The 20,122-nt window shown below is 70.3% G+C and carries 17 protein-coding genes; 12 read left to right on the top strand and 5 right to left on the bottom strand.

From position 1 onward, the window contains the following. Positions 1-26 precede the first annotated feature (26 nt). A complete protein-coding gene (locus HT134_RS31300) occupies positions 27-2,564 on the bottom strand; it encodes a transglycosylase domain-containing protein (RefSeq protein ID WP_175604063.1) in 2,538 nt (845 codons plus the stop codon). A gap of 232 nt (positions 2,565-2,796) precedes the next feature. Continuing rightward, entirely contained in the window at positions 2,797-3,171 is a 375-nt protein-coding gene (locus HT134_RS31295) for a DUF5318 family protein (protein ID WP_175604062.1), read from the bottom strand. Positions 3,172-3,304: 133 nt separating this feature from the next. Between HT134_RS31295 and HT134_RS31290 the strand changes: the two genes are divergently transcribed. Together HT134_RS31290 and HT134_RS31285 are read left to right on the top strand one after the other, a co-directional pair. Beyond that, complete coding sequence (locus tag HT134_RS31290; RefSeq protein WP_175604061.1) at positions 3,305-3,889, top strand: PadR family transcriptional regulator; 585 nt, start codon at positions 3,305-3,307, stop codon at positions 3,887-3,889. Between the two features lie 13 nt (positions 3,890-3,902). Further along, positions 3,903-4,982 carry an inositol-3-phosphate synthase gene (locus tag HT134_RS31285; RefSeq protein ID WP_175604060.1) on the top strand — a complete coding sequence of 360 codons (1,080 nt, stop codon included), beginning with the start codon at positions 3,903-3,905 and terminating at the stop codon, positions 4,980-4,982. 67 nt (positions 4,983-5,049) lie between these two features. Here the strand turns inward: HT134_RS31285 and idi are convergent, their stop codons facing one another. Beyond that, a complete protein-coding gene (idi, locus tag HT134_RS31280) occupies positions 5,050-5,643 on the bottom strand; it encodes an isopentenyl-diphosphate Delta-isomerase (protein ID WP_175604059.1) in 594 nt (197 codons plus the stop codon). 104 nt (positions 5,644-5,747) lie between these two features. On the opposite strand from idi, the gene HT134_RS31275 reads away from it, so the two are divergent. Beyond that, a complete protein-coding gene (locus tag HT134_RS31275; RefSeq protein ID WP_175604058.1) occupies positions 5,748-7,037 on the top strand; it encodes an MFS transporter in 1,290 nt (429 codons plus the stop codon). Between the two features lie 4 nt (positions 7,038-7,041). Here the strand turns inward: HT134_RS31275 and HT134_RS31270 are convergent, their stop codons facing one another. Next, positions 7,042-8,445 carry a CCA tRNA nucleotidyltransferase gene (locus HT134_RS31270; protein WP_175604198.1) on the bottom strand — a complete coding sequence of 468 codons (1,404 nt, stop codon included), beginning with the start codon at positions 8,443-8,445 and terminating at the stop codon, positions 7,042-7,044. 145 nt (positions 8,446-8,590) lie between these two features. On the opposite strand from HT134_RS31270, the gene HT134_RS31265 reads away from it, so the two are divergent. From HT134_RS31265 to trxA, 8 genes are all read left to right on the top strand, one after another. Next, a complete protein-coding gene (locus HT134_RS31265) occupies positions 8,591-9,112 on the top strand; it encodes an aminoacyl-tRNA deacylase (protein ID WP_175604057.1) in 522 nt (173 codons plus the stop codon). A gap of 47 nt (positions 9,113-9,159) precedes the next feature. Further along, positions 9,160-11,397: a DUF6049 family protein gene (locus tag HT134_RS31260; protein ID WP_175604056.1), complete on the top strand. Its 2,238-nt coding sequence runs from the start codon at positions 9,160-9,162 to the stop codon at positions 11,395-11,397. Continuing rightward, positions 11,394-13,001, top strand: a complete 1,608-nt coding sequence (gene murJ / locus HT134_RS31255) for a murein biosynthesis integral membrane protein MurJ (protein WP_246365899.1) — start codon at positions 11,394-11,396, stop codon at positions 12,999-13,001. The genes HT134_RS31260 and murJ overlap by 4 nt, the downstream gene beginning before the upstream one ends. A 165-nt stretch (positions 13,002-13,166) precedes the next feature. Continuing rightward, positions 13,167-14,687, top strand: a complete 1,521-nt coding sequence (locus HT134_RS31250) for a protein kinase family protein (protein WP_175604055.1) — start codon at positions 13,167-13,169, stop codon at positions 14,685-14,687. A 15-nt stretch (positions 14,688-14,702) separates the two neighbouring features. Then, entirely contained in the window at positions 14,703-15,338 is a 636-nt protein-coding gene (gene sigM / locus HT134_RS31245; RefSeq protein WP_175604054.1) for an RNA polymerase sigma factor SigM, read from the top strand. Then, the gene (locus tag HT134_RS31240; RefSeq protein WP_175604053.1) at positions 15,328-16,272 is read left to right on the top strand and encodes an RsmA family anti-sigma factor; all 945 of its coding nucleotides are present in this window, start codon (positions 15,328-15,330) and stop codon (positions 16,270-16,272) included. The genes sigM and HT134_RS31240 overlap by 11 nt, the downstream gene beginning before the upstream one ends. 143 nt (positions 16,273-16,415) lie before the next feature. Further along, positions 16,416-17,348: a thioredoxin-disulfide reductase gene (trxB, locus tag HT134_RS31235; RefSeq protein WP_175604052.1), complete on the top strand. Its 933-nt coding sequence runs from the start codon at positions 16,416-16,418 to the stop codon at positions 17,346-17,348. 10 nt (positions 17,349-17,358) lie between these two features. Then, complete coding sequence (gene trxA, locus HT134_RS31230; protein WP_175590213.1) at positions 17,359-17,673, top strand: thioredoxin; 315 nt, start codon at positions 17,359-17,361, stop codon at positions 17,671-17,673. 144 nt (positions 17,674-17,817) lie between these two features. Here the strand turns inward: trxA and HT134_RS31225 are convergent, their stop codons facing one another. Then, positions 17,818-18,366, bottom strand: a complete 549-nt coding sequence (locus HT134_RS31225; protein WP_425566400.1) for a GNAT family N-acetyltransferase — start codon at positions 18,364-18,366, stop codon at positions 17,818-17,820. Between the two features lie 336 nt (positions 18,367-18,702). Between HT134_RS31225 and HT134_RS31220 the strand changes: the two genes are divergently transcribed. Beyond that, positions 18,703-19,935 carry an aminotransferase-like domain-containing protein gene (locus HT134_RS31220; RefSeq protein ID WP_217708615.1) on the top strand — a complete coding sequence of 411 codons (1,233 nt, stop codon included), beginning with the start codon at positions 18,703-18,705 and terminating at the stop codon, positions 19,933-19,935. Positions 19,936-20,122 lie beyond the last annotated feature (187 nt).

Here is a 20,122-nt window from a genome sequence, read left to right as displayed (position 1 = left end):
CGGACCGTCACCCACCGGTTCGGTCTTCACCACTGCTCGCGCCCTGTGGGCATCGGCTCGGGCTGCTCGTACGGCGGCATACCGGGATCCTGCCCACCGCCGAGCAGGCCGTTGTCCTCGTCGAAGCCGTTGTTCTGGTTCGGGTCGATGGTGATGATGCGGCCGGTGTCGTCGTCGTTGCACGGGTCCATGACGCAGGTCACGTCGTCCGGCTGCTCCTCGTCCGGCTCCTTGGTGGCCGTGGGCGTGGGCACGGGCTTGGGCGCGAGGTTCTCGGGGACGCCGGTGTTGACGCGGGCCGGGAACTGCTCGACCTTCTGGCCCTTCATGGCCTCGGTCATGAAGGACTTCCAGATGGCCGCGGGGTACGTGGCGCCCTGGAAGGCGCTGCCCAGCGGCACCTCGTACGCGGTGGTGTACGGCTTCTGCGGCGTGTACTTCTTCTCCTTGGCCGGGTTCTTGCCCCGCCACCACGGGCAGTTGTCGTTGACCGGCTGGATGACCTTGCCGCCCTTGGTGCGGCACTCCTGGCGGAACATGCCGACCGCGGTGGACAGCTGCGGGGTGAAGCCGACGAACCAGGCTTCCTTGTTCTCGTTGTTGGTACCGGTCTTGCCGGCGACGGGCCGGTCGTAGAGGGCGGCGTTGCGGCCGGTGCCCTGCTTGACGACGGCCTGGAGGGCGACGGTGGCGTCGGCGGCGGAGTCGGGGGCGATGACCTGGGCGTAGGTCCTCTTCTCCCGGTACTTCACGCGCTTGTCGCGGTCCCGCACCTCGATGATGACGTGGTTGTCGTAGTGCCGGCCGGCGTTGGCGAAGATCGAGTAGCCGCCGGCCTGCTCGACCGCGGTCACCTGCCCGGAGCCGATCGTGATCAGGTAGTGGTGGCGGTTCCTGGCGTCCTCCAGCCGGTCCTTGCTGAGCCCGGCGCGGCTGGCGATCTCGATGACCTTGTCGAGGCTGACCTTCTCCCCCATCTTGGCGAAGGCCGTGTTGACCGAGTGGGCCGTGGCGTTGACGACGTCGATCGACGAGGCGCCCGAGGCGTGGTCGTTGTTGATGGGCGTGGTGCCCTCGAGCTTGAGCGGCCCCTTGGCCGGCAGGTAGCTGTTGAGGCTGTAGCCGGAGTCGAGCCACGCCGCGAGCACGTACGGCTTGAACGCCGAGGCGGCCTGCTTCTGCGACAGGAAGGCGTCGTCCCAGGAGTCCTTCTCGTAGTCGTCGCCGCCGTAGAAGGCCACGATCCGGCCGTTGGTCGGGTCGACGGCCGCCATGGTCGCGTTGATCTCGCCGGGCAGGCCGGCGGTGTGCTTGTTGACGGCGTCCCTGGCGGCGTACATCAGGCGCTTGTCGAACGTCGAAGTGATCCGGTAACCGCCGGTCTTCACGTCCTCCTCAGTGATCTTGTACTTGTTCCTCAGCTCGTTCATGACGGCCTCGACCATGTAGCCGGTCAGGCCCTTGTAGTAGTCCTTGTTGCTGGCCTTCTTGCGCTTGGGCGAGGTCGGCGACTTGGACGGCAGGCTCCCGTACGCCTTGGGGTCGAGCTTGGCCATCTGCCCGATCACGTAGACGTAGCGCTCCTCGGTGGGCTTCATGTTGCCCGCGATCTCGGCCCGGTCGAACGCGTCGGGGTTCTGGATGCGGCCGGCCAGGTAGGCGCCCTGCTCGGGCGTCAGCTTCGTGACCGACGTGCGGAAGAACTGCTGGGCCGCCGCGCCGATGCCGTACGCGCCGCGCCCGAAGTAGATGGTGTTGAGGTACTGCTCGAGGATCGTGTCCTTGTCGAGCTCCTTGTTGAGCTTGACCGCGACGAAGATCTCCTTGATCTTGCGCTCGACGGTGCGCTCCTGGGAGAGGCCGTCGTAGTAGTTGCGGGCCATCTGCTGGGTGATGGTGGAGGCGCCCTGCACCTGCGAGCCGGAGACCGTGCTGATCACCGAGCGGACCATGCCGGAGAAGGAGATGCCGGAGTCCTCGCGGAAGGAGCTGTTCTCGGCCGCGATGACCGCGTCCTGGACGTGCCGCGGGATCTGGTCGATCTTCACGGGCACGCGCTTGGTGCCCAGCTTCGCCAGGACGTCCTTGCCGTTGGCGTAGTAGATGACGCTGCCCATGTCGTCCACCGTGTCCTGGACCTGGTCCTGGGTCGGGACGGGCATGTTGGCGTACGCCACCGCGATCATGCCGAAGACGCCCGCGGTGACGACCGCGAAGCCGGCCAGCACGATCTTCCAGCTCGGCAGGAACCTGCGCCACGCCGGCTTGTCGCCGCGGCCCTTGCGCGGAGGCTCGCCGTCACCGCCGGGACCTCCCGGCCCGCCGGGACCGCCGGGACCACCCGGGCCGCCGGGGCCGCCTGCGCCACGGCCGCGGGCGCGGCGCGGCGCCTCGCTGACCATCGTCTCCTGGTCGCTGCGCCGCCGCCCCTCACGGCGCCCGGGCGCGCGCGGGCCGGGCTCGGCGGGCATCGCGGCGGTCGCAGGCGGTGGTGCCGCGGGGCCGCGCCGCTCGGGGGCGCGCCTGACGGGTTCGTACGGCTGCTCGTACGAGTGCGCCGCCATGGCGCCGGTGTCCTCGTAGGCGGCCTCCGGACGACGCGGAGGCGGGGCGCTCTCCCAGCCGGAGTCGCCGGTTTGCGGCGTCTGGGGCTGGGGAACGGAACGGGATGAGCCGGAGCGACGGCGCCTTCCCGGGCGGGCCGTCCCCTCGTCATGGCTGTAACTCAACACGTCCTCGCATCGTCGTCGGATAGCACGGCGGGGTGGGCGTGGGCGCCTTGACCGCCTTCGGTCTCTACTCTCGGCCGACGAGATCCGGCGGTCCGTTGCCGAGGACTAACGAGACCGTCATGTGGTTCCAGGAGCAACCTTGACAGACCTCGACGACGTACACGCGGATCTCGTCGTCATCATGGTCCATTTCGACGAGATCTGACGTCGCCTTTGCCTGACCCGCATGCCGACCCCGGGCATCCCCGTAGACATAGGTCACGTTGGTGACGTTCCGCCTTCCGCACACCGGGCATAGGCGTTCGGTCGGTTCACCGAAGTGCCGGGCCGCGTGAAGGAGGTACGGCTGTGCGTCACACATCTCGCCCGGCGGGCGCGGGTCGTGGACCAGTCCTCTCGTCGCGAGGCCGTCGTCCACCACCCTTCTCTGTGACCACATGAGCGCCAGACTACGGCTTTTTGGTGATTGCTCCCAACGACTTGGCAAAGTCGCTCGTTGCCGCGATATAGCGAACCGACGTATCCTCATGATGTATCGACTAGATACATCGACGCGAGAGGAGGCGGTTCCGGTGGCCGGCGGACAAGGCAGAGTGCTGGAGCTGGCCGTGCTCGGGTCGCTGCACGAGACCCCGCTCCACGGCTACGAGCTGCGCAAACGGCTCAACGCTCTGCTGGGGATGTTCCGTGCGTTCTCCTACGGGTCGCTCTACCCCTGCCTGCGATCGCTGCTCGCCCAGGGCCTCATCGCCGAGGAGCAGCCGGCTCCGGCCACGATCGTGGGCGGCCGATCGAAGATCGTCTACAAGCTGACGGCCGAGGGGAAGGAGCGGCTGCACGAGCTGCTCACCCAGGCCGGTCCGTCGGCCTGGGAGGACGAGAGCTTCGGCGTCCACTTCGCCTTCTTCAGGCACACGGAGGCCGAGGTGCGCCTGCGCATCCTCGAAGGCCGCCGCAGCCGTCTGGAGGAACGACTGGACAGCGTGCGCACCGCCCTGGCACGCACCAGGGAGCGCCTCGACAGCTACACGCTGGAGCTGCAGCGTCATGGTCTCGAATCGGTCGAACGCGAGGTGCGTTGGCTGAACGAGCTGATCGCGACGGAGAGACGGGCATCGCAAGAGCCCGAGAGAGATACCACGTCAACTGATGAGTAAGGGAGCGAGTGCGATGGGTTCGGTTCGCGTGGCCATTGTCGGTGTCGGCAACTGCGCTGCGTCACTGGTCCAGGGCGTCCACTACTACAAGGACGCCGACCCGGCCGTCCGGGTGCCTGGCCTGATGCACGTGAAGTTCGGCGACTACCACGTGGGCGACGTCGAGTTCGTCGCCGCCTTCGACGTGGACGCCAAGAAGGTCGGCCGCGACCTGTCCGAGGCGATCGTCGCCAGCGAGAACAACACGATCAAGATCACGGACGTGCCCCCGACGGGGGTGGTCGTCCAGCGCGGCCACACCTTCGATGGCCTGGGCGAGTACTACCGGGAGATCATCGAGGAGTCGGACGAGGAGCCCGTGGACGTCGTCCAGGTGCTCCGCGACAACCAGGTCGACGTCCTGGTGTCCTACCTGCCCGTGGGCTCCGAGGAGGCCGACCGGTTCTACGCGCAGTGCGCGCTCGACGCCAAGGTCGCCTTCGTCAACGCGCTGCCGGTCTTCATCGCCTCCGACCCCGAGTGGGCCGAGAAGTTCACGCAGGCCGGTGTGCCGATCGTCGGCGACGACATCAAGTCGCAGGTCGGCGCCACCATCACGCACCGCGTCCTGGCCAAGCTGTTCGAGGACCGCGGGGTCGAGCTGCTGCGCACGTACCAGCTCAACTTCGGCGGCAACATGGACTTCATGAACATGCTGGAGCGCAAGCGGCTCCAGTCGAAGAAGATCTCCAAGACCCAGTCGGTCACCTCGCAGATCCCGCACGAGATGCGCAAGGCCGACGTGCACATCGGCCCGTCGGACCACGTGCCGTGGCTCGACGACCGCAAGTGGGCCTACATCCGCCTGGAGGGCCGCTCGTTCGGCGACACCCCGCTCAACCTGGAGTACAAGCTCGAGGTGTGGGACTCGCCCAACTCGGCCGGCATCATCATCGACGCGGTGCGCGCGGCCAAGATCGCCCTCGACCGGGGCATCGCCGGCCCGATCCTCAGCGCGTCGTCGTACTTCATGAAGTCGCCGCCCGAGCAGTACTCCGACGACGAGGCGCGCGAGTACGTCGAGAAGTTCATCCGCGGCGAGGTCGACAGATAAGCCTCTGACCACGGCGGTCGGCTTGTACGGGCCGGCCGCCGTCACGACCGCCCACGGGCCGGGGGCGTCAGCCCGCCGCGACCTGAGCCGCGGGCGGCAGGTCGGTCTCGGCGGCCGTGGGCCAGGCCATCGGATCGGGGCCGAGCTCGACCAGGAGCGGCACCTGCTCGGCGCACCACGGCGAGATGGCCAGCTCCCCCTTCAGCACGCGCGCGGCGAACTCCTCCCACGGCATCCACCGCGTGTCGCCCACCTCCTCCGGGTTGAGCACCGCCGGCGTCTCGGCCGTGACCCGGTAGACGGGGCACAGCTCGTGCTCGACGATGCCGTTGCCCATGACGGCCCGGTAGGCGAACGTGGGCAGCACCAGGTCGGCGCGCTCGACGGCCAGGCCCAGCTCGTAGGACAGCCGGCGGGCGACGGCGTGGTCGAGCGGCTCGCCCGGCAGCGGGTGGCCGCAGCAGCTGTTGGTCCACACGCCGGGCCAGGTCAGCTTGTGGTCGGCGCGCCTGGTCAGCAGCACGCGGCCGTCGCCGTCGAAGACGTAGCTGGAGAAAGCCAGGTGGAGCGGGGTCTGCCGGCCGTGCACCGACAGCTTGGGCGCGGTGCCGACGGCGCGGCCCTCGTCGTCGACCAGCACCACCAGTTCATCAGTCGTCACGCTACGAAGCGTACGTGATCATGTGCGTGTTCCGGACGGGTTCCCCCACCTGCGGCGCCAACTCACGCGCCCGGGAAAGTCCGGATCGGGACTAGGCTGGCTGCGTGTCGTTCGTCGCCGATCTGCGGATAGTCCTGAAGGGCCGGGACTTCCGCCGGCTGTTCGGCACCCGGCTGGTCTCCCAGTTCTCCGACGGGATCTTCCAGTTCGCGGTCACGGGATTCGCCTTCTTCAGCCCCGAGAAGCAGACCACCGCGCTGGCCGTGGCCGCCGGCATGGCCGTGCTGTTCCTGCCGTACAGCGTGCTGGGGCCCTTCGTGGGCGTCTTCATCGACCGCTGGTCGCGGCGGCAGATCCTGGTGATCGCGCCGATGGTGCGCGGCACGCTGCTCCTCGCCGCCGCGGCGCTCCTGGTGGCCGGCGTGCCCGAGTCGATGTTCTACGCCGCGGCGCTCGGCGTGCTCGGGGTCAACCGGTTCTTCATGGCCGCGCTCGGCGCGTCACTGCCGCACGTGGTGCCGCCCGAGCGGCTGATGGCGGCCAACGCCGTCACCCCGACCTCCGGCACCGCCCTGACGTTCGTGGGCGCCGGCGTGGGCTTCCTGCTGCGCGAGGTGTTCGGCGGCGGCGCGTACGGCACGGCGCTGCTGCTCGTCATCTCGGGCGTGGTGTTCGGGCTGAGCGCGCTGATCGCGCGCACGATGGAGCGCTCGCTGCTCGGCCCCTCCTACGACCCCGACCGGCCGCAGACGCGCGAGGCGGTCCGCAACGTGGTCGCGGGCCTCGTGGACGGCGCGCGGCACCTGGTGCGCCACCGCAGGGCCGCCGCCACGATGGGCGCGATGGCCGCCCACCGGTTCCTGTACGGCATGGCGACCGCGCTCGGCATCATCCTGTACCGCTACTACTTCACCGACGGCGACGCCGAGGCTGCCCTGCGCGGCATCGGCGTGGTGGTCGCCACCTCCGGCGTCGGCTACACCCTGGCCATCGTCCTGACGCCGTGGGCCACCGAGCGGTTCACGCTGGAGCGGTGGGTGCCGATGGCCCTGGCCGCGGCGGGCCTGGTCTCGGGGGCGCTGATCCTGCCGTTCCAGGAGTGGGGGCTCCCGGTGGCCGGCTTCGTGCTGGGCATCGCGGGGCAGAGCGTCAAGATCTGCGCCGACACGGCCGTGCAGCGCGACGTCGAGGACGCCTACCTGGGGCGGTCCTTCTCGATCTACGACATGCTCTTCAACGGCATGTACGTGCTCGCCGCGGCGCTGTCGGCGGCCATCCTGCCGCCCGACGGCAGGTCCTACCTCGCCGTGGCGATCATCGCGCTGGGCTACCCGGTGGCCGCGCTGGTCTACCGCCTGATCGTGCGGCCCCCGGTGCCCGCGCCGTCGCCCTGATCCGTCAGGAGGAGGTCAGGCCGTTGTCGCGGGCCCACTCCAGCAGCGCCTCGGTGGCCGCCTCGGCGCCGATGACCCCCTTGTCCAGACGCAGCTCCAGCAGGAACTTGTAGGCCCTGCCCACGATCGGGCCGGGCCCGACGCCGAGGACGCGCTGGATGTCGTTGCCGTCGAGCTCCGGCCGGATCTTGGCCAGCTCCTCCTCGTCGGCCAGCCGGGCGATGCGCTCCTCCAGCTGGTCGTAGGTGCGCGAGAGGGTCGCCGCCTTGCGCTTGTTGCGGGTCGTGCAGTCGGCCCGGGTGAGCTTGTGCAGGCGGGTGAGCAGGTGACCGGCGTCGCGCACGTAGCGGCGCACGGCGCTGTCGGTCCACTCGCCCGTGCCGTAGCCGTGGAAGCGCAGGTGCAGCTCCACCAGCCGCGACACGTCGGCCACGACGTCCTTGGGGAACCTCAGCTCGGCCATGCGCTTCTTGGTCATCTGGGCGCCGACCACCTCGTGGTGGTGGAAGGAGACCCGGCCGCCCGGCTCGTGGCGGCGCGTCTTGGGCTTGCCGACGTCGTGCATGAGCGCCGCCCAGCGCAGGATGCCGTCGGGCCGGCCGTCCTCCTCCTGGGCGATCGCCTGGTCGAGCACGGTCAGCGTGTGCTCGTAGACGTCCTTGTGCCGGTGGTGCTCGTCGATCTCCAGGCGCAGCTTGGGCAGCTCGGGCAGCACGTGCTGGGCCAGGCCGGTGTCGACGAGCAGCCGCAGGCCCTCGCGGGGGTAGGCGCCGCAGACCAGCTTGTCCAGCTCGTCGCGGATGCGCTCGGCCGAGACGATCTCGATGCGCTCGGCCATGGACGTCATCGCCTCGACGGCGGCGTCGTCCACGGTGAAGCCGAGCTGGGAGGCGAAGCGCGCGGCACGCAGCATGCGCAGCGGGTCGTCGCCGAAGGACCGCTCGGCCGGGCCCGGCGTGCGCAGCCGCCGCGCCGCCAGGTCGGCCAGGCCGCCGTACGGGTCCACGAACTCGTGACCCGGCAGGCGCACGGCCATCGCGTTGACCGCGAAGTCGCGCCGCTCCAGGTCGGCCTCCAGCGTCTCGCCGTACATGACCTCGGGCTTGCGGGACTTGGGGTCGTAGGACTCGCTCCGGTACGTCGTGATCTCGATCAGCCAGCTGCCCTTGCGCACGCCGACCGTGCCGAAGTCGATGCCGATGGTCCACACCGAGTCGGCCCAGTCGCGCACGAGGGACAGCACGCGCTCGGGGTGGGCGTCGGTGGTGAGGTCGAGGTCGTTGCCGGTGCGGCCGAGCAGCATGTCGCGCACGGGGCCGCCCACCAGGGCCAGTTCGTGGCCCTGGTCGGCGAACAGGCGGCCCAGGTCGTCGGCCACCGGGGAGATCTTACGGAACAGGTCGCTCATGGCCCGCTGCTGGTTGTCGGTCAGATTTGAGTCGGACAAGCTGGGTAGGTCCTTCGATTCCGGAACATATCCCCCGGGCCACATGAGGTCCGGGTTACCGTCGGTCAAGAGGACCGTCGGGGGCCAAGGCCGAAGGAGCGTGTTCATGAAGGACGCCCTCGCGATCCACCGCTGGCTCCTCGCGCACCAGGTCCATCATGAGATCGTACGCCTTCCGCGTCCCATCACTGGCGTGGAGGAGCTGCCCGCGACGATCTCCGCCGCGCCCGAGAGGTGCGTCATGGTCACGGTGTTCGAGGTCACCGGGAGGCTCGGCCGCGAGGTCGTCGGCGTGGTCTCCTCGGTCGCCGCGCCGCCGCGCCCGGGCGCCGTCGGCGCCCTGCTGGGCGCCCGCGACGTGCGGCCCGCCCCCGCGTTCCTGGTCAACTCCGCCACCGACTACGCCGCCGGGCTCGTGTGCCCGCTGCTGCTGCCGCGCCGGCTCCCGCTGCTGGTGGACGACCGGCTGGCGGGCGACGCCGAGCCGATCTTCATGGCCAGCGGCGAGCGACACACCGCCGTCGGCATGCGCGCCCTCGACCTGCTGTCCCTCCTGTCCGGCAAGACCGTGGACCTCAGGATTCCCCGGCCCAGGGGATCACGTGAGGCGATCGCGCTGCGGCACTGAGCCCGTACCATTGCGGGCGTGCGCCGTACTCCAGCCCGGGCGGACGCGTGATCCGTAAGGCCACGCTGCTCGCCGTCGTCTCCGCAGCGTTGCTCGTCCCCGTGGGCGTGGCGACGCCGGGCACGGCTGCCGCGAAGACGTCCACCGCCCAGGCCAGCCGGCAGGGGCTGGTCCTCACCGTGTCCTCCATCACACCCGACTGGGCCAAGGGCGCGGCCGATGTGATCAAGGTCTCCGGAACGCTGCGCAACGACACCGGCAGCGACCTGAGCGGCCTGGTCGTCCGGCTGCGCTACTCGTCGCAGCCGCTGCCCGACCGGGCCGCTCTGGAGACGTTCCAGGCCGACCAGACCGACCAGACGCTTCCCGGCCAGGCGTCGCCCACCTCTCAGGTGGCCATAGCGGCTGTGGCGGCGGGCGCCTCGGCGCCGTGGGAGTTCACGCTGACCCCGGCGCAGCTCGCCCACCCGGCCCTGCCCCGCTTCGGCGTCTATCCGATCGCGATCGAGGTGCAGCAGGCCGGCTGGCGGCGCCTGGCCGTGCAGCGCACGTTCGTCACGTACGCGCCCCCGCAACCCAAGACCGTGCGCAACAAGCTGGCCGTCGCCCTGCCGATGATCGACCAGCCGCACCGCGTCATCGACCAGCCGCGCCGCCCCGACGACGCCACGTTCGCCGACGACAAGCTGAGCGCCGCGCTGACCGGCAAGGGCCGCCTCGCCGACCTGCTGCGCATCGCCAAGGCCGCGCCGCCGAGCGTCACCTGGTTCGTCGACCCGGCGCTGCTCGACGACCTCACCGCCATGTCGAAGCCGTACACCGTGGCCGGCAAGGACGGCACGGTCAAGAAGCCGGCCGACGCCGCGGCGGCCCAGTGGCTGGCCGACCTGCGCACCGCCCTGGCCGACTCCCCCGTCGTCGCCACCCCGTACGCCGACCCCGACGTGGCCGCCCTGGCCCACCACGGGTTCGACACGCAGGTGGGCCGGGCGATCGAGCTGGGCGGGCAGAAGGCCGCCCAGCTCCTGCGCCCCGAGGTCTCCACCTCGATCAACTGGCCGGCGTCCGGTCTGCTCGACGCCGACGCGCTCGACCTGCTGGCCGTCGGCAAGCCGGGTGTCGCCCAGGTCCGCAAGGTCCTGCTCACCTCGGCCAACCTGCCGCAGCAGGACCAGCAGGTCACCCAGACCACCCAGACCGGTCAGACCACCCAGCAGACGGCCTTCACACCCGGCACCACCACGCCCGACGCCACCGCCACGCTCTACAGCGTCGCCGGCCCGGTCACGGCGCTCGTCGCCGATCCCGTGCTCAGCCGGCTCTTCGAGCCCGGCGGCGGCGCCGGCTCCACGCTGCTGAGCCGCCAGCGCTTCATCGCCGAGACCGCGATGATCGCGGCCGAGCCGGGGCAGACCACCCCGAGGTCGATCGTCGTCGCCCCCTCCCGCCGGTGGGACCCCAACCCCACGCTCGTCAACGCCCTGCTCAAGACCGCGAACGGCCTGCCGTGGCTGTCGCTCACCCCGCTCGACTCCGTCAAGCCCCCGAAGAGCGCGGCCGTCCGCGCGGCGCGGACCCAGCGCGCCGGCCTCACCTACACCGACCAGGACCGCAAGGAGGAGCTCGGCCGCAAGTACCTGACCCCGGTCAAGGAGATCGCGCGGAAGGCCGAGCTCACCTCGCTCATCACCACCGACAAGCCGCCGTCCGCCTTCGACGCGGCCGTGCTGCGGCTGACGTCCTCCGCCTGGCGCAACCAGACCCGGGCCGGGCGGGCCGCGGCCGAGCTGGTCAAGGACGCCGTGGATGCCCGGATGGACATGATCACGATCACCGGGGCCGACCCCGACCGGCCGCGCACGCTGGCCGGCTCCGACGGCGTCGTGCCCGTCAGCGTCAAGAACTCGCTGCCGGTCGAGGTCACGGTCGACGTCGAGGTCACCTCCAACAACCCCAAGCTGCTGCGGATCGGCCCCCAGCCGTCCCGCAGGCTGGTGATCGGCGGCAACGGCCAGAGCGGCACCCTGCAGGTCCCGATGACGGCGGGGTCCGGCGTCAGCGGCGACTCGGCCGTGACCGTCCAGCTCCGCACCTCCGACGGGCAGCCGTACGGCAAGCCGGTGAAGCTGATCATCCGGACCACCGGCTACACCGGCATCGCCCTGGTGATCGTCGGCGCGGCGCTGACGGTCATGCTCGCCGCGGTCGTGACGCGGGTCCTCAGGCGCAGATCGCAGCGACGGCTCGAACGGGCCGCCAAGAGTCGGGAGAGTGAGGCCACATGAGCCGCATGCTGCGGGCCAGCGCCATCATGGCCGCGGGCACCATGGTGTCGAGGGTCACGGGCTTCGTGCGTACCATGGCGCTGGCCACGGCGATCGGCACCGCCGCCATGGGCGACGCCTACAACGCGGCCTACGCCATCCCGTACAGCATCCTCGACCTGCTGCTGCTCGGCGTGCTGAGCAGCGTGGTCGTGCCCATGATCGTGCGGGCGCAGAAGGAGGACCCCGACGGCGGGCGGGCCTACGAGCAGCGCCTGCTGACCATCGCCACGGTCGCGCTGGCCGTCGTCGCCTTACTGGCCGTGCTGGCCGCGCCGCTGCTCATCGACCTCTACACGACGGGCTGGACCGGCCGCAAGTTCGACGTCGCCGTCACGCTGGCGCGGTTCATCCTGCCGCAGCTGGCCTTCTTCGGCATCGGCGCGGTGGCGGGCGCCATCCTCAACACCCGCGACCGGTTCGCCGCGCCCATGTGGGCCCCGGTGCTCAACAACGTCGTCGTCATCGGCGTGCTGGTCGGCTACCTCACGGTGTTCGGCGACGCGGGCAAGGACCTCGCCCAGGTCACCGACGGGCAGCTCGCCCTGCTCGGCCTCGGCACCACCGCGGGCATCGTGGCCCAGGCGGTCGTGCTGATCCTGGCGCTGCGCCGGGCCGGGTTCACCTTCACGCCGCGCTTCGACGTGCGCAACGCCCGGCTCGGCGAGATGGGCCGGGCGGGGATCTGGACCATCGGCTACGTGGTGGTCACCCAGCTCGGCTTCATGCTGACCACCAACCTGGCCAGCCAGGCCGGTGACGCCGTGGACGGACACGGCATCACCCCCTACACCTTCGCCTTCCAGCTCTTCCAGCTCCCGTACGGCGTCATCGGCGTCTCGGTGATCACCGCGGCCCTGCCGCGCATGAGCCGCGCGGTGAGCGAGGGCCGCTTCGGCGACGTGCGCGCCGAGTTCGGCTCCAGCGTGCGGCTCATCGGGTCGATCATGGTTCCGGTGTCGCTGCTGCTGATGGTGCTCGGCCCGGCGATCACCGTGCCGATCTACGCCCACGGCGCCACGCCGGTGGAGTACGCCGTCTACATCGGCAACGTCCTCCAGGTGTACGGCCTGGGACTGGTGCCGTTCGCGGTCTTCCAGCTCCTGCTGCGCGTCTTCTACAGCTTCGGTGACACCCGCACCCCGGTCTACGTCGGCGCGGCCACGACCGTGCTCAACGCGCTGTTCATGTGGATCCTCTACCAGGTGCTGCCCTATGCCTACACGGTGATGGGACTGGCCTTCGCCTACGCCGTCGCGTACGCTCTCGGGGCGGTCGTCGCCTGGTGGCTGGCCTCCCGGCGGGTCCAGGGGCTCGGCGGCTGGCAGATCGGCATGTCGATGACCCGCATGTACCTCGCGGCCCTGCCCACGGCGGTGCTGGCGCTGGCCGTGGTGTGGCTCGTGCAGATCGCCTTCGGCGGGTTGACCTTCCTGACCTCGGTGATCATCCTGGTGGTCGGCGGCGGTGTGGGCATGCTGCTGTACCTCGCCGTGGCCCACCGGATGCGCATCCCGGAGGTCAACTCGATCGTCGGTATGGTTGCCGGACGGCTGGGACGGTAAGGAACACGGGCGGAACCGGCGCGGCACTACCATGGTGCCCACACGCGCGAATGGAAGCAGGAGGGGCGTGGGCGGATCCACCCGGCATAGCGTGCCTACGTGGGACACCACCACGCGGGCCAGTCGAGTCATGAACGCGCACGATCAGCCGAGCGGAGTGAGTCAGTGAGCACGTCGGCGGTCGAACCCGGCACCCGTCTCGCCGAACGCTTCCGGCTGGAGGACCGGGTGAGCGAAGCCGACGGCGCCACCCTGTGGAAGGCGATCGACGAGATCCTCGCCCGCCCCGTCGCCGTCCACACCTTCTCCCCCGACTTCCCGCGCGTCCACGAGGTCGTCACCGCCGCCCGGGCCGCCAGCCGGCTCACCGACCCCCGGCTGACGCAGGTGTTCGACGCCGCCGAGGAGGAGGACTACTCCTACGTCGTCAGCGAGTGGGTGACCGGCGAGACCCTGGCCGACCTGGTGGCGGGCGGCCCGCTCGACCCCGAGCGGGCGGCCGGGCTGGTGGCCGAGGCGGCCGAGGCCCTCACGCACGCCCACGAGGCCGGCCTGTACCACCTGTGCCTGCGCCCGTCCCACCTGGTGTGGACCACCGGCAACACCGTCAAGGTGCTCGGTGTCGCGGTCGACGCGGCCCTGTCCGGGCTGACCACCGACCAGCCCGCGCTGGACGACGCCGAGGGTCTCGGCCGGCTGCTCTACGCCGGGCTGACCGGCCACTGGCCGGGTGACGAGGAGGAGGGCGGCCTGCCGCCCGCCCCCATGACCGACGGCCACTTCTGCACGCCCCGCCAGGTGACCGCGGGCGTGCCGAGCTACCTCGACACGGTCACGGTCAAGGCGTGCCTGCCCGAGTCGCGCAAGGGCCACGGCGCGCTGACCAGCCCGGCCGACGTGGCCGAGGCGCTGGCCGGCGTCGCCCGGCCGATGCCGATCCCGATCGACTACCCGTCCTCCCCGCCCTCGGTGACGGCCACCTCGCCGTCCGAGGGTCTCGGCACCGACGTACGTCCCCCGCGGCCCCAGCCGCCGATCCAGCACCTGACCGTGCCGCAGCACGGTGCCCGGCAGGGCGGCGGCGTGGTCAACCGGGCGCTGATGACCGTCGTGGTGCTGCTCGTCATCGTCGCGGTCGGCGTCGGAGCGTGGACGATCGGCCGCAGCCTCGGCAGTGGCAAGGGCGACCCGGGGGCGCAGGGCACCCCGACGGCGGCCTCGCCGTCCGCCACGGCGGCGCCCCAGGCGGTCAAGCCGAAGAAGGCGATCGCGTTCGACCCCTTGGGCGACAAGGAGGAGAACACCGGCGCGGAGCTGACGCTCGACGGCAAGCCCAGCACGTTCTGGAAGACCGACAACTACAACACCGCCGACCTGGGCAATCTCAAGGAGGGCGTCGGCCTGCTGCTCGACATGGGCAAGCCGGTGCAGATCAGTGACGTGGTGGCCACGCTGTCCGGCGCGGGCGGCGCGAGCGTGGAGCTCAAGGTGGGTGACGCGCCGGAGCTCTCGGCCCTCAAGACGGTCACCAAGCAGAAGGGCGCGTCCGGGAAGATCACCCTCAAGCCCGATCAGGCCGCCACCGGTCAGTACGTTTTGATCTGGTTTACTCGTCTTCCTGCAGACGCGGGCGGCTTTCATGGCACCATCTATGAGGTAGTGGTCCATTCCCCCGGATCGGCATAACCAGGAATCCCTCTTGTGAACTCCCCACCCGAGACACCTTCATCAGCGGAGCGGCCGGCGATCAGCGACGCCGAGCTGCTGTCCGCGCACATCGACGGGGATCCACACGCGTTCAGCGAGATCGTCAAGAGGCACCGTGACCGCATGTGGGCCGTCGCCCTGCGCACGCTGGGCGACCCCGACGAGGCGGCCGACGCCGTGCAGGACGCGTTCGTGTCCGCCTATCGCAAGGCGGGCTCGTTCCGCGGCGAGGCGGCCGTCACCACCTGGCTCCACCGCATCGTCGTCAACGCCTGCCTCGACCGGATGCGCCGCAAGTCCATCCGCCCGGTGGCCGACGACGAGCTCATCGAGGCCGCCGAGCGTGAGACGCCCATGCCCGACCAGACGGTCGAGCGGGAGGTGTCCATGGAGGTTTCGGCCGCGCTGAAACTGCTGCCGCCCGACCAACGGGCGGCCCTCGTGCTCGTCGACATGATGGGTTATTCGGTCGAAGACGCAGCTCAGGTGCTGGATGTGCCCAGCGGCACGGTCAAGAGCCGGTGCGCGCGCGGCCGGGCGAAACTTGCCCCAATTCTTTCGCATCTGCGGAACCGATCGAACCTCAGTCGCGTCTCATCCGCGAAGGGAGCAGAACTTCGTGACGGGTGATACGCACTACGATCTGGAGGTCCTCGCCGAGCTGGCAGAGGGTCTCCTGGACGCCGGCACGGCCTGCCAGGTCCGCGACCATCTCGCGGTATGCGACCCCTGTGGGGAGCTCCTGGCCGACCTGGCGGCGGTTCGCGAGGTGCTCGCGGCGACACCGACACCGGCCATGCCGATGGGTGTCGCACTGCGCATCGACAAGGCGCTCGCCGCCGAGGCCGAGCAGCGACGCGGAGGGGTGGACCTCGCCGAGGCCCCCGACTGGGACGAGCTCATGCGGGACGCCCCGTGGCAGCGACCGGCCGAGGTGAGCGAGCCGGCCCGCCTCATGCCCGCCGCCCGGATCGCTCCGGAGACCGTCCCGGCCGAGCCTGTCCAGGCCGAGGAGCCCGTGCGGCTCGGTGTGGTCGCCGACGACGGGACCATCGTCCCGGCCCGGCGCCGCGTCGCCCGCCGGCGCCGGTGGGCCCTGCCCGCGGTCGCCGCGGCGGCCGCCGCCGTCGTGGGCGGTGTCGTGGTCTCCGGCAACCTCCTCGTCGCGGGCGGCGACGGCGGAACGGGCGTCAGCGGGCAGGTGGCGGCCCAGCCACAGCCCTCCTCGCCGAGCCGGCAGCCGCAGTTGAAGCCGAGGCCGTACGCGCTGACGCAGAGCGACCACAACTACAGCGACGAGGAGCTGCGGCAGCCCCTGGAGCGCTTCCTCGGACCGGCGCCGATCGTGGCCGGCCCCGAGACCAACACGGTCGCCAGCTGCGTCGACCGGGTCGCCGACCGGACCAGGCTGAAGGTCTTCGCCGTCGACCAGGGGCAGTACAACGGCCAGGAGGCGGTGATCGTGGCGTCCTGGAAGGACGAGGCCGCCAAGCGGGTCCGCCTCGACGTCGTGGACCCGTACCACTGCAAGAACCTGCGCAAGCCGAGACTCGGCCGCTGGTGACCTTTCGATCGTGAGAACGCGTCAGAGCCCGCTTCGGCGGGCTCTTTCGTTTGGACCCGGCGTCGCGGGTAGGGGCGGGAATCTCCGCGGCCTAGGATCTGTTGACGCCACTGGCAAAAACAGACGAGGAAGGCGTGGGAGCGTTGAGCGACGTTCGTAACGTGATCATCATCGGGTCCGGGCCCGCTGGCTACACCGCGGCCGTCTACTCCGCGCGCGCCGAGCTCAAGCCGCTGGTCTTCGAGGGCTCCGTCACCGCCGGCGGCGCCCTGATGAACACCACCGACGTGGAGAACTTCCCGGGGTTCCCGGACGGCATCATGGGTCCCGACCTGATGGACAACCTGCGCAAGCAGGCCGAGCGGTTCGGCGCCGAGCTGGTGGCCGACGACGTGGTCGAGGTCGACCTGGAGGCCAACCCCAAGGTGGTCAAGACCTACACCGATACCTACTACGCGAAGTCGGTCATCCTGGCGATGGGCTCCGGCTACCGCGAGCTGGGTCTGGAGAACGAGAAGCGGCTGTCCGGCCGCGGCGTCTCCTGGTGCGCCACCTGTGACGGCTTCTTCTTCCGCAACAAGGACATCGTGGTCGTCGGCGGTGGTGACACCGCGATGGAGGAGGCCACGTTCCTGACCCGGTTCGGTCGCATGGTCACGGTCGTCCACCGCCGCGACGAGCTCCGCGCCAGCAAGATCATGCAGGAGCGGGCGTTCGCCAACGACAAGATCCGCTTCGTCTGGGACAGCGAGGTCGTCGACGTCCTCGGCGAGTCCCGGGTCGAGGCCGTGAAGCTGCGCAACGTCAAGACCGGCGAGGAGTGCGAGCTCGCGACCGACGCGCTGTTCGTCGCGATCGGCCACGACCCGCGCACCGACCTGGTCAAGGGCCAGATCGACCTCGACGACGAGGGCTACATCAAGGTCGCCTCCCCCAGCACCGCGACGAACGTCGACGGCGTGTTCGCCGCCGGTGACGTCGTCGACCACACCTACCGTCAGGCCATCACCGCGGCCGGCACCGGCTGCTCGGCGTCCCTGGACTCCGAGCGCTGGCTGGCCGCACACGAAAGTTAGGAGCGCCATCGTGAAGGCAGTAACCGACGCCACGTTCGCGGCCGAGGTCCTCAAGAGCGACAAGCCCGTTCTGGTCGACTTCTGGGCCGAGTGGTGCGGCCCGTGCCGTCAGGTCGCGCCCATCCTCGAGGAGATCGCCAAGGAGCACGGCGACAAGCTGGAGATCGTCAAGCTCAACATCGACGAGAACCCCAACGTGCCGCGCGAGTACGGCGTGCTGCAGATCCCGACCATGAACGTCTTCAAGGGCGGCGAGGTGGTCAAGCAGATCATCGGCGCCAAGCCGAAGGCGATGCTGCTGCGCGAGCTCGACGGCATCATCTGAGCCCCGGCTCCGTCCGGGTCTCGTCACGAGGCTCCGCGTTTCTCACGCGCAAGGCCCTCCGCATCACGCGGGGGGCCTTTCGCCGTTTCACGGAGGGATACCGGCCAACAGCACCAGATGGACTCAGGCGGGGCCAGAAGAGGCTCACACGGGGCGAAGAGCCCGTTCCGGGCTCATGGAGCCGAGGAGACGCTCCAGGGCCACCTCGACGTCCTCGCGCCACGACACGGCGGTCTTCAGCTCCAGCCGCAGCCGCGGGAACCGCAGATGCGGGCGTACCGTCTTGAACCCCACCGAAAGCAGGTAGTCAGCCGGCACCACACAGCTCGGCTCCTCCCACTTCAGGTCGCCGAACGCCTCGATGGCCTTGACGCCCCGCCGGGTGAGGTCCTTCGCCATGCCCTGGATGAGCATCCGCCCCAGGCCGCCGCCCGAGAACTCGGGGATGATGTGCGCCGTCATGAGCAGCACCGCGTCGGCGCTGACCGGCGAGGTCGGGAACGCCACGGAGCGCGGGGTGTAGAGCGGCGGGCTGTACAGGACGAATCCGGCGGGCACCCCGTCGACATAGACGATCTTTCCGCAGCTGCCCCATTCGAGCAGGGTGGCGGAGATCCACGCTTCCTTCTCCAGCCCCGGATCACCCGAGTCGACCGCGCGCTCTCCGCTCAGGGGGTCGAGCTCCCAGAACACGCACCGCCTGCAACGGCGCGGCAGATCGTCCAGATTGTCCAGGGTGATATTGACCAGCCGGCGCGACAACTACGGCCCCAATCGTTGACCCGGAAAAGCCCGCGAAAACCGCGTCCCCAGCTGGCATCGTAGCCCAGTGGGACGCTGTCGGCGGGTACCACTGCGTCCAGGCCAGTCACGGGCGACATGCCCGGTTGGCGTAACCTGTTGTTCCAGGTCTATCTGACACCGAGGAGGTGGACCGTGACAGAAGAGCTCAATCACGGTCAGACACCCGCGATCCATGGGTCGCGCATCGACGCCTACGTCGACCGGTACGCCGCGCGAGCTACCGGGATGGTCGCCTCCGAGATCCGAGCTCTTTTCGCCGTCGCGTCGAGGCCCGAGGTGGTCTCGCTCGCCGGCGGCATGCCGTACGTCACGGCCCTTCCCCTCGACATGGTCGGCGAGCTCGTCTCCGACCTGGTCACCAGGCGTGGCCCGGTGGCCCTGCAGTACGGCTCCGGCCAGGGCGACCCGCACCTGCGCGAGCAGATCTGCGAGGTCATGCGGCTGGAGGGGATCAACGCCGGGGCGGACGACGTCGTCGTCACCGTGGGGTCGCAGCAGGCGCTCGACCTGATCACCCGCATCTTCATCGACCCGGGCGACGTGGTGCTCGCCGAGGGCCCGTCCTACGTGGGCGCCCTGGGCACGTTCGCCGCGTACGAGGCCAAGGTCGTGCACATCGCCATGGACGACCAGGGCATCGTGCCCGAGTCGCTGGCGCAGACCATCTACGCCCTGGAGACCGCCGGGGCGCCGATCAAGTTCCTGTACACGATCCCGACGTTCCACAACCCCGGCGGCGTCACGCTCAACGTGGCGCGCCGCCAGCAGGTGCTCGACATCTGCCAGCGGGCCGGCGTGCTCATCGTCGAGGACAACCCGTACGGGTTGCTCGGCTTCGACGGCGAGCCGATGCGCGCACTGCGCGCCGACAACCCCGACGGGGTGGTCTATCTCGGGTCGTTCTCCAAGACGCTCGCTCCCGGGTTCCGCGTGGGCTGGGCGCTCGCGCCGCACGCCATCCGCGACAAGCTCGTCCTGGCCATGGAGTCGGCTGTTCTGTCGCACTCGTCGTTCACGCAGCTCGCCGTGGGCCAGTACCTCGCCACGCAGCCGTGGCGCGAGCAGATCAAGTCGTTCCGCGAGCTCTACCGCGAGCGCCGCGACGCGCTGCTCGACGCGCTGGAAGGCCTCATGCCGCCGGAGGTCACCTGGACCCGGCCCGCCGGCGGCTTCTTCGTGTGGGCGTCGCTGCCCGAGGGGCTCGACTCCAAGGCGATCCTGCCGCGCGCGGTGGCGGAACGCGTGGCGTTCGTGCCCGGCACCGGGTTCTTCACGGACGGGAGCGGGGCGCGCAACATGCGGCTGTCGTACTGCTACCCGGAGCCCGACCGCATCCGGGAGGGCGTGCGCCGGCTGGCCGGGGTGATCGAGCAGGAGATCCAGCTGCGCGACACGTTCGGCACGGGCTCGACGCGCGGCCACGCGGGCGTCGAGACGCCCGGGCCTGATCTGGCCTGAGGCTCTCGCGTCCTTCGCGAAGCCTCGTACGGCCGGCGTCTTCTGGCTGTGGACGCCGGCCGTACTGGTCCACGGGGGATGCCGGCCGTGTGCGTACGGGCGCCTCACCGGACGCGGACCGACGGCGCGCATCTCGTCGCCGGACGCCCGCCGACCGCGACCCGATCACACCGGCACGGCGCTCCTC

Source organism: Nonomuraea rhodomycinica (genome assembly GCF_013363995.1).
In the GTDB taxonomy this organism is placed as follows: Bacteria; Actinomycetota; Actinomycetes; order Streptosporangiales; family Streptosporangiaceae; genus Nonomuraea; species Nonomuraea rhodomycinica.
Note: the sequence above shows the minus strand (reverse complement) of the source record. Positions and strands in the feature narration are given on the sequence as shown.